Source organism: Streptomyces sp. NPDC051913 (assembly GCF_044593635.1).
Lineage (GTDB): Bacteria > Actinomycetota > Actinomycetes > Streptomycetales > Streptomycetaceae > Streptomyces.
The window spans coordinates 110,913-120,040 of the sequence record NZ_JBIUCI010000025.1 but is presented as its reverse complement, the minus strand read 5'-3'; the positions used below and the strand labels follow the sequence as shown (position 1 = coordinate 120,040).

At 70.6% G+C, this 9,128-nt stretch carries 6 protein-coding genes and 1 pseudogene; 4 read left to right on the top strand and 3 right to left on the bottom strand.

Annotated features, from left to right (window positions below; genetic code table 11):
- The 3 genes and pseudogenes from ACIHIX_RS43540 to ACIHIX_RS43530 all read right to left on the bottom strand — a co-directional run.
- Positions 1-151, bottom strand: a pseudogene (locus ACIHIX_RS43540) (IS630 family transposase); the annotation flags it as partial.
- Between the two features lie 262 nt (positions 152-413).
- Positions 414-1,298: an MBL fold metallo-hydrolase gene (locus tag ACIHIX_RS43535; protein WP_399966152.1), complete on the bottom strand. Its 885-nt coding sequence runs from the start codon at positions 1,296-1,298 to the stop codon at positions 414-416.
- A gap of 12 nt (positions 1,299-1,310) precedes the next feature.
- Positions 1,311-1,871, bottom strand: coding sequence for an NADPH-dependent FMN reductase (locus ACIHIX_RS43530; protein WP_399966150.1), 561 nt, complete (start codon positions 1,869-1,871; stop codon positions 1,311-1,313).
- A gap of 161 nt (positions 1,872-2,032) precedes the next feature.
- Here ACIHIX_RS43530 and ACIHIX_RS43525 point away from each other — a divergent pair, with 161 nt between their 5' ends.
- The 4 genes from ACIHIX_RS43525 (at position 2,033) to ACIHIX_RS43510 (ending at position 9,122) form a co-directional block, all read left to right on the top strand.
- Positions 2,033-3,022, top strand: coding sequence for an Lrp/AsnC family transcriptional regulator (locus ACIHIX_RS43525; RefSeq protein ID WP_399966149.1), 990 nt, complete (start codon positions 2,033-2,035; stop codon positions 3,020-3,022).
- 79 nt (positions 3,023-3,101) lie between these two features.
- The gene (locus ACIHIX_RS43520; protein WP_399966148.1) at positions 3,102-4,430 is read left to right on the top strand and encodes an FAD-dependent monooxygenase; all 1,329 of its coding nucleotides are present in this window, start codon (positions 3,102-3,104) and stop codon (positions 4,428-4,430) included.
- Between the two features lie 2,004 nt (positions 4,431-6,434).
- A complete protein-coding gene (locus ACIHIX_RS43515) occupies positions 6,435-7,298 on the top strand; it encodes a hypothetical protein (RefSeq protein ID WP_399966147.1) in 864 nt (287 codons plus the stop codon).
- A gap of 246 nt (positions 7,299-7,544) precedes the next feature.
- Positions 7,545-9,122 carry a LuxR C-terminal-related transcriptional regulator gene (locus ACIHIX_RS43510; protein ID WP_399966146.1) on the top strand — a complete coding sequence of 526 codons (1,578 nt, stop codon included), beginning with the start codon at positions 7,545-7,547 and terminating at the stop codon, positions 9,120-9,122.
- The last annotated feature ends 6 nt before the right edge of the window (positions 9,123-9,128 follow it).

Below are 9,128 nucleotides of genomic sequence, written 5' to 3'. Positions count from 1 at the left end.
CGATCGGGGCCTTGAGCTGGAGGTGCGCGCGCACCGCCAGGTCGCGGTAGTCGCGCCAGGAGAAGCTGTCGCGCCCTTTGCCTTTGTGCTTTCGGCGGCGCCGCGGCCGGTAGATCAGCCTGGAGGTTTCTCCTTGCTTGTAGCAGCACATGGCGGCGATCGACCAGCGGCGCCAGGAGCGGCCGCGCACTGCCCACCCAGTTCATCGAATCGGCCCGCACCTTTGTGCCGCAGGGCGGTCATCGTGGACCAAGCGGTGACCGCACTGGGCCCGGTGCATCGTGCACCGTGAGACCCAGCAGGCCACGGTGACTGCGGCGGCACCCAGGTCGGGGGGTGGTGAGGTTGCGCCGGACGAAGCGCAGCGCCAGCGCGGCCCCGGGATCGGTGCCGAGTATCGGCGATCTATGCCCTCAGACGGTCCTGGGCGCCGGAAGAATCGCCGGGGCGGGCACCGGCGTCCATCGGGTGCCGGTCATCCGCCCGAACGCCTGGTCACCGAAGTGGAATGCGAAACCGATGGTTCCCGGTCGTGTCAGTTCTCCCGCGATGCGTTGCCGGGCGGCAGTGACCGCGCTGTGCTCCAGGTCGGGCCGTGAGGGCCACTCCGGGTGTGTCATCTGAGCGGGTGTGTGAAACACGTCTCCGAACACGACCACCCGCTCCCGTCCCGCGGAAACGACGTACGAGGTGTGCCCCGGGGAATGACCCGGTGTCATCAGTGCCCGGACGCCGGGAAAGATCTCCTGGCCGTCGTCGAAGGGGGTGTGGGACGCTCCTATGCGCCTGAGCGTGTCCACTGCCGGTGCGCCGGGGACGTGTGTGCCACATGTGTGCGGGGCCCATTCGGCGGCCGCGACGAGGTAGCGGGCCCGGGGGAACGTCTTCTCGGGGGCGAAAGCCCAGCCGGTGTGGTCGACGTGCAGGTGGGTGAACGCGACTGCTTCGACGTCCTCGGGTGCGTGTCCGAGGGTTCGCAGCACCGCCAGGAGGCTGCCGCTGTCGCTCAGTCCCACCGTGTCGCCGGAGACCTGGATCGGTCCGCTGACCGGCCCCAGCCCGGCGTCGATCAGCAAACGGCGGCCTCCGCGTTCGACCAACAGGCCCCCCGCGGACATCGGGAGACGCCCCTGCTCATCGAGCACCTCCGGGTGATCGTTCCAGAACCGAGGATCGAAGTCAGGAAAGAAGGCCGCGGGCAGCATCGCCATGGCGCCGTCAACGACGTAGGTCAGGCGGACGTCGTCCAGTTGGAGGGACCGGACCGCGGACTGCTGGTTGAGAGCACCGATCTCCACGTCGCGCTCCTTCTACTGCCGTGGCTGCGAAGCGAGTTGGGCGAGCGCGTCGAGCAGTTCACTCAACAGCTTCTGGGCCGGTGTGCCGTCCGGGAGGCGGCCGTCGTCGAACTGCTGGTGGGCCTGGAAGAGGAGGAACTCGGGCTGCTGCACGACACGGGCGTTTATCTTGTGCAGGACCTGACGAAGGGCCAGCTGCGCTCGGACCGTGCCGAAGGGACCAGGTGAGGCCCCGATGACGCCGACCGGCTTGAGCTGCAGGACGGGCCCGCCGTCCTGGGCCGGGCGGGAGAGCCAGTCGAGGGCGTTCTTCAGCGCTCCCGGTATAGAGGCGTTGTACTCGGGTGAGGCGATCAGTACCGCGTCGGCGTTCTGGACGCGGTGGCGCAGCTCGGCCACGGCCGGCGGCGTGGGGTATTCCTCGTCCTCGTTGAAGTGGGGAAGGCTGCCGAGGCCGTCGAAGTGATCGAAGCGATCGACTGCGCTGAGGCGCTCGGCCTCCCGTAGCAGGGCGGTGTTGAACGAGTCGCGGCGCAGACTTCCGGACAGGGTGAGGATGTCGAGGCGAGTCACAGTGTCTTCCTTCAGGGTTGCGGGGCGGCCGGGCGGGACACGATGCGCGGGTCCGCCGGTTTGTCCGATATGACTCATCCTCGAAGGAGTGACGGTATGGCGCCAGGACAGCTTGAAAGAACGCAGATATCACGTCAGCAGAGCCGGTTAAAGTGACGATCATGCGCCAAAGCCTCGACGAGACGGATCGGCGGATCGCCGCGGCTCTCATCGCTTCGCCGCGTGCCACGTGGCGAAGCATCGCCCACAGTCTGGGACTGTCCGAACGCACCGTGGTGCGCAGGGCCGGTCCGCTCTTCGCCGACGGCACGTTGCGTGCCACCGCCGAGCGCAACCCGATCCGCTTCCCCCACTTGGTGCCGATGGCTCTGCGCATCCGTTGCCGCCCCGACCGCATCAGAACGGTCGCCTCCGTCCTGGCCCGCCGGGCCGACACTCTGTGGGTCGACATCCTCGGCGGCGGTGACGAGATCAGCACCCTCGTCCACTTGGAGGGCGCGGAGGAACGCAACCGGCTGCTGCTGCAGGATCTGCCGGCCACCGCCGCGGTCCACAGCTGGACGTCTCACACCCTGCTGCGAATCTTCCCCGCCTCTCTCAACTGGGGTTCGCGCCTGCTGGACGAAGAGGAGACGGAACGACTGGGGGTGCGGCCCTTCCCCCTCAGTTCACGGCCGCCGGACGAACTCTCCGCCGCCGACACGGCGCTGATCCAGGCGCTGACCGAGGACGCCCGCACGGACTACGCGACCCTCGCCCAGCGGACCGGCACCACCCCGCGCACCGCCCGTCGCCGTCTGGAGGTACTGCTCGACGACGGGACGATCCGACTGGTCACCGAGACCGACCTGGCTCTGCTCGGACTGAGCGTCAAGGCCCAACTGTGGCTGTCCGTCAAGCCGAGCGCCCTCCAGGCTGCCGGTGAACGCCTCAGCCGCGAGCCCGCCGTCCGCTTCACAGCGGCGACCACCGGGCCCGCCAACCTCCTGGTGATGGTGACCACCGCGGACCTGGACGCCCTCTACCGCTTCCTCACCGACAGCATCGGTGAAATGGAGCACGTCACCTCGATCGAGACAACTCCGGTTCTGGCGACGGCAAAACGCAGTGGACTGATCCGGCCGGGTTTCACCAACCCGGCCCGACTCTGAAAAACCCCAGGAGAGTGACGTGAGTGACGTCACTCGATGACCGCTGAACAAGATTCCTCCGCCCTTTCGTGGCTCTGACGTGGACACCAAATCGAATACTTCCGGCAGTCACACTGTCGTCATCGGCGGCAGCGTCGCCGGTCTCCTGGCCGCACGGGCACTCAGCACTTCGTTCGATCACGTCACCGTTGTGGAGCGGGATGCTTTTCCCGCGCACACGGTGCCCCGCCGTGGTGTGCCGCAGGGACGTCAGGTTCACGCACTCCTCACCCGCGGTGCCGTCGGATTGGACGGTCTCTTCCCCGGCTTCATCGACGCCATGACCACAGCCGGAATCCCGAGCGGCGACGGGCAGGCGGATTTCACCTGGTTCCTCGACGGCCACAGGATGGCGAAAGCCGAATCCGGCTTGCGTGGCTTCGGCGTGAGCAGGCCACAGATCGAGGCAATGATCCGTGCCCGGGTCCGAGAACTGCCCAACGTGTCTCTCACTGAAGGTACTCAGGTTGACGGTCTGCTCGTTGACGAAGGCCGAGCGGCAGGGGTGCGGATACGGCGTGCCGGGGAAGCAGAGGAAACCCTTGCGGCGGAACTGGTCGTGGACGCGGCCGGCCGCGGTTCCCGTGCCCGGGCCTGGCTCCGCGACTTCGGCTATCCGGTGCCCGACCGGACGGTCGTCACGACGAACGTCGTCTACGTCACGCGCCACTACAAGGCAGAGCCCGATCTGCTGGACGGGAAGCTCGGAACGACCGTGGTCCCCTATCCCGGGCAGCCCCGCGCCGGAGTGGTGATCCGTCAGGAAGCCGATGTGGTCGCGGTACTGCTGGCCGGATTGCTGGGCGAGGAACCCCCCACGGACGACGCCGGCATGCTCGCGTTCGCCTCGGGCCTGGACGGGCGGGACGCGGCCGAGGTGCTTCGCTCCGGCACTCCTTTGGACGATGCCGTCAAGATGCGCTACCCCGATAGCACGCTCCACCACTTCGACAGGATCGACCACCACCTCGAGGGATTCCTCGTCGTCGGTGACGCGTTGTGCAGTTTCAATCCGATCTACGGGCAGGGCATGACGGTGGCCGTGATGGAAGCCGAACTGCTGCGGTCCCTGCTGGAGAGCGGCGGCCGGCAGAACCTGGCGTCGAGGTTCTTCGAGGCGGCGGCGGCCATGCTGGTCGAGCCCTGGTCCCTCGCCGTCGGCGGCGACCTTCGGTTTCCCGAGGTCGAGGGTGAGCGCGGGCCTCAGGACGAAGAGGTCAACGCGTACCTCGGCAGGTTCCGGGCGGCCGCGGCGATCGACCCGGTTCTGGGCACGGCGTTCCTCAAGGTGGCCAACATGATGGCGCCCGTCAGCTCTCTGTTCAGTCCCGAACTGATGGAGCGTACGCAGCGGCTGCGCGCCGGGTAGGAAAAGTGCGGCGGGACGCCCAAGCGGAGAATTCCCTGGAACCGGCGACATCGGCAGCGGGCTCGATCCCGTTGTCTCTACGTCGACAACGGATACTCCGGGACATACCTGTGGACCGCACCGGGGTTGGCATCGCAGCTCTGCTCACCGTTCCGGAACATCAGCAGCTCCCTCGGCCCCTGCGGCGGATGACACCGGTCAGCCACCGTCGGGCCGTACTTGACGGGGAAGGCGGCGTCGAGTCCGGCAGGCAGCTCCAGACCGCGGGATGAGGAGGATCTCGCGGGTCGCGCCGCCCACCCGCTCCCGATCGGCCTAGTACCAACGGGAACGGGCTGCCGCGGTAGGTGCGGACTTAGCCTTTCCGTCGACCGCCGCCCTACCGATCCCCACGCCGTCCCGCTCACCGTCACCAGCGACCCGGATGCCTTCGTCACAGGGTACGTGTGAGGTCCATGAGGCGAGGATGCGCAGTGCGCCGTGTGAAGAGCTGCCGGACTCGGCGGTCAGGCCTCTGAGACGTCGCTCCGATCCCGTTGCGTAACGCCGCGACCGCGTCCCCGGGCGTCGTGCTCCCAGCCACGGAGCCCGGGCGAAGCGCCGGTAGATCGGTGTGGAGAGCCGCTGCCGACGTGTTCCGGGCACGGATGCCGGACGTTCACCGAGGACGAGCGCAAGTATCTCCGTGAGCTGGTCCGGCGGACGGCGTATCTGTGGCCCGATGCGCTGTGCAGGCCGGCGGCGCCATGGACATGGGTCGCTGCGGCCCGCGAGGTCGTACGAGGTCGTTGAGGTAGCGCTTCTGGTCGTCGTCGCGGCGCAGGGCACGAATGAGGGCGGAGGCACGGACGCGGCCCCGTGCAAGCCGGATGGTGGCATTCCACGCTGATCACGCCGGGGCGGGCGACGTCCTGCCCGCGCAGTCCCGCCGCCGTGCGGACGGAGTCCGTCTCGGAGGGTCCGCGCTCCCGCTGATCCAGCTGGACCCGGCGGGGCCTGGGGAGCCTCTCGAGACAGGGAGGCGGCGACGAGGTCATAGACCCCCTGGCGTCCGACCGGGGTGTCAGTGCTCGCCTGCCCATGGGGTGCCCGGGTGACGGTGATGCCCTCCACGACACGAACGTGGTGACGCGGCCGCAGGAGACGACTCCGCCGCAACCGGCGACGATCGGAACGCGTAGGAGGCCCACCTGGCCCCGGTCACCGACCGGCGGATATCAGTCCGACGATTGGGCCGAGGCTCGACCACGGAACGGACTCCGGCCTCAAGCGACCGTCGCCCTCTGCCCTTTTGGACATCACCTCGCGCTCCGAGCCGGCGGCCGGGACGAGACCGACATGGCGGACGTCCGTCCCCGAAACCGCCGGTGTTACAGTCTTTCCCGCGCTTCCGGTGTGCAGGGGACACCGCCCGCCGCGGGGCCGGCCCGAGGAGCCGGAAAGGAACACAGGTGAGCGCACGCACCGCGTCTGACGCCGCCGCGCCCGTCGGCCGGGCGGCGGAACGGCGACTGGTGACCGATCTGCTGGCCGGCCTTCCCGAAGGGAGCGCCGACGGCGACGGCAGCCACCGGGTGCTCCACATCAGCGGCGGTCCAGGGTCCGGGATGATGGGGATTCTTGAAAATCACCAGGTCCGCTCTTCGCCTCACTCGGTACGGAGTTCAACGGAGTGGGGAGTTTCAACGAGCGAGGCGCGCGTTGTCGGCCGGGGCCGCCCGCTCGTGGAGTGTGCGGGCCGTGCCGGCCGGTCAAGGGCGCCTTCGGCGTCGCTCCGCGATGGCCTTCGGCCACCCTGGACAGTCCGCCCCGTCCCTGGACCTGGCTGACTATCGGGCGGCCCCTCCCTTGTGGCGTCCGTCCGCAGGTCAGGTGCCGTATGGGTGGGGAGATCCACTGAGCAGGTGTGGGGTCACCCCCGAGCAGGGGGTGGCCGTTTTCAAATAGCGCCATCAGGAGACGACTCTCCTGCGCTTCGCCGCTCGCACGGCGGCCGGACGCGGCGTGCCGGTACTGGAGACGGCCCCCGCACTCGGCGAACGTGCCGTGCGGTACGCCGCGTTGCACGGCCTCCTCAGCTCCGTTCTGCCCCGCCTCGCCGACCTGCCGACCGTGCAGCGCGCCGCCCTGCGCGCAGCGTTCGGCGGTGGGGGACCGGCTCCCGGCCCTCTGGCCACTGCGGCCCGGGATCTGCTGACGCTGGCCCAGGGACCGGTCCTGCTGTGCGTCGAAGACATGGACCTGCTCGATCCCGCGAGCCGGGACACTCTCCGCGCCCTGGCCCGGCTCTGCGCCGGGACCGGCGTCGGCATGATCATCACTGAGCGGGCCGCCCCGGCGCCCGGGGAGCCCGCCCCCGACGCCCGGACAGCCACGCTCGGGCCCCTGCCCGCCCCCGAGGCACGCCGCCTCGTCGCCCTGGCAGGACGCGTGACGGCCTACGCCGAGGAGGAACTCGTCCTACGCGTGGCGCGCGGCAATCCCCTCGCGCTCACCGAACTCTCGCTGAGTGCCACGCTCTCACCCGACACAGCCGGCCTCGGCACGCTGCCCGCCACCCCCCGCCTTGCCCAGGCGTACGCACGGGACCTCGAAGGCATGTCACCGGCCGCGCGCGACGTGCTGCTCATCGGCGCGCTGAGCACCTCACCGGCCGTCCAGGATGTTCTGACCGCAGCCGCCCGCCTGACCGGCGACGACGACGCGGCCCGAACCGGACTGAAGGAGGCTCTCGCGCGCGGCCTCCTCACCAGGCATGACACCGCGCGGGACAGTGCGCCTGGAGGGGGAGACCGCCGCGTGGCAGAACGGCAGCTCGGGACGCGGGGGCGCCACGGATCAGGACGGTGCTCCTCGGCGCGAGGCTGACTCCGAAGAGGGCCGCGGCCTCGACCACCGTCGTGACCAGCCCCAACCGGAACACGCATTGCGGTTCCTCGACCCGCTGCTGCGCATCTCCGTACTCGCACTGGAGTCGGGGGCGCGGCGCTCGGCAGGACCGTCACCGACCCGTCCCGCGCCGCCTGGCACTCGGCCCAGTGCACGGCCCGCGCCGACGCGGCACTCGCCACACGTCTGGAAGCCCTGGCCACCGGGCCGCGCACGGGGACGGACGTGCTGCCGGCCCTGGCCGCGCTGGAGCGAGCCGCCCGCCTCTCCCCGGACGCCGAGACCGGCGCCTCCCGGCTGGCCCGCGCCGCCGAACTCGCCTGCCACCACGGACTGGAGCGGCAGGCCCGCCAGTACGCACGGGGCGTCGAAACGGCCGGGCTCGGTGCCGTCGGCCGCGCCCAGTCGCTGTGGCTGCACGACCTGATCCCGGGCGAGGCCGCGGTCGGCCGGGAGCGCGTCGCCGACCTGTGCACGGCAGCACGCGCCGTCGCCACCGCCCACCCCCTCCTTGCGCAGAAACTGCTGCACGCCGCCGCCGGCCGGTGCTGGTGGCAGCGGGCCGCACGCCGCGAACGGGAGCTGGTCGTCGATACCTTCCGGGACCTGCGCCCCCGCCCTTGGGACGCCCGGGACCTCGCCGTACTGGCCCTGACCGACCCGGCGGCCGCGAGCCTCGAGGCACCGCCCGCCGCATCCCGGCCGTCCGGCACCGAGGAGCTGATGCTGCTCGGCCAGGTCGCCCACCTCACCGGCGAACTCCAGCGGGCCGCGCCACTGTTGGCACGGGCGGAGACGACTGCCCGCGCCGAGGGACGGCACGGGCGGTTGCCGCGCCTCCTGGTGGCCCGCGCCCTGGGCGAGGTGTGGCTGGGCACTCGGTGGTCCACCGCCCTGGCCCTGGCGGAGGAGGGCCGCTTCATCGCCGACCGGACCGGACAAGCCGACTGGGCGGCACGGGCCGTCGGGGCGCAGGGCATCCTCCACGCCCTGTGCGACCGGCCCGAAGGCGCACTGCGCTGTGCCACGGAAACCGAGGAGGCGGCCCTGCGCCTCGGCCAGAGCCGCCACCTCGACCTGGCCGCCCTGACCCGGGCGGTGGCGGCGTCGGGCGCCGGACGGTACGCCGAGGCGTACGCCCAACTGCGCGCACTGCTCACCGAACGGACAGCGCCGTACGCGTTCGAACAGGTCTGGGCGCTGGCCTTCCTGGCCGAGGCCGCCTGGCCGGCCGGTGAGCGCGCCGACGCCACCACTGTCGTCGAGCAGATCTGGGCCCGGAACCCTGGCGGTCTGGCTCCGCTACCGGAACGCGTCCTCGCCTACGCCCGTGCCGTGCTCGCCGAGGACGGCGAGGCCGAGACCCGCTACGCCGGGGTGCTCGGTGAGGGAGCCGAGCAATGGCCGCTGCTGTACGCGATGACGTTGTTCGCGTTCGGCGCCCGGCTGCGGCGCCGACGCCGGCTGCTGGAGTCCCGGGAGCCCTTGGCCGCCGCCGAGCGAGTCTTCCGTTCGCTCGGAGCCGTCTCCCGCGCCGACCTGGCCGCCGCGGAGCTGAGGGCGACCGGTCTGGCGCAGACCGGATCGGAGCAGGTCGCCGACGGCCTTGACTCGGCCGCCGACTTGCTGACCCCGCAGCAGTTGACCATCGCCCGGCTGGCGGCACGGGGCCTGTCCAACAGGGCCGTCGCGGAGCAACTGCGCCTCTCGCCGCGCACGGTGGCCTCGCACCTCTACCAGATCTTCCCGAAACTGGGCATCACCTCGCGCGCCCAGCTCGCCGAGCGCGTCGCCCCCTCGTAACACCGT

Excerpts from the sequence above, each read along its gene's own strand:
- ACIHIX_RS43525 (WP_399966149.1), top strand. The coding sequence starts at position 2,033 with ATGCGCCAAAGCCTCGACGAGACGGATCGGCGGATCGCCGCGGCTCTC.